The organism is Candidatus Hydrogenedentota bacterium (assembly GCA_016791475.1).
GTDB lineage: Bacteria > Hydrogenedentota > Hydrogenedentia > Hydrogenedentales > JAEUWI01 > JAEUWI01.
Map to the genome: position 1 here is coordinate 1 of JAEUWI010000230.1, position 710 is coordinate 710.

Annotated in this window: 1 protein-coding gene; it reads right to left on the bottom strand. The window is 50.7% G+C overall.

Annotated elements, in window-relative coordinates; genetic code table 11:
- Nucleotides 1-663: ATP-binding cassette domain-containing protein (locus tag JNK74_28895; protein MBL7650199.1), on the bottom strand; the 663-nt coding region annotated here is incomplete at its 3' end.
- Nucleotides 664-710: the final 47 nt, after the last annotated feature.

Genomic DNA, 710 nt, shown 5'->3' on the forward strand with positions numbered 1-710 from the left:
CCGTCCCTGCATGAGTTTGCGTGTTGATTCTTCGAGCAGAGATTCCGTTTCAGGATCAAGGCTGGAAGTGGGTTCATCGAGAATCAAGAGGGGGGCATCTTTTAGGAAAGCTCGCGCAAGCGCTAGGCGCTGGGCTTGTCCGCTGGAGAGACGGGCGCCGCTTTCGCCGACGAGGGTTTCATATTTTTGCGGCAGTAAGTCGATGAATTCATGTAAATGCGCGGCTTGCGCGGCGACGATCACTTCCGCGTCGGTGGCATCCGCTTTGCCGAGCCTAATATTGGCGGCGATGGTATCGTGAAATAAATGCGGACGCTGCGGAACCCAGGCAATGGAATGATGAAGGATGAAGGATGAAGGATGAATTGAGATATTTCCTTCAGTCGGTTGAATAAAACCAAGCAGAAGATTTACGAGCGTGGATTTGCCCGCACCGGTTTTGCCGACCAGTGCGATCTGCTGTCCGCGCTGGATGGTGAAGTTGATGTTTTCGAGTGCAGGCGTGGATTCGTTTGGGTAGGTATAGATGAGATTTTCAAGTCGAATGTCGAAAGTCGAAGGTCGAATATCAAGCTGGTCTAACTTTTGACTTTTGACTTTCGACTCAGGTATCGGTGTATCCAAAATTTCATAAATGCGTTTTGCTGCGGTTGTTCCAGACATGCCTGCGTGGAATCTTGCGCCAAGCGCACGCAGTGGCATGTAGAATT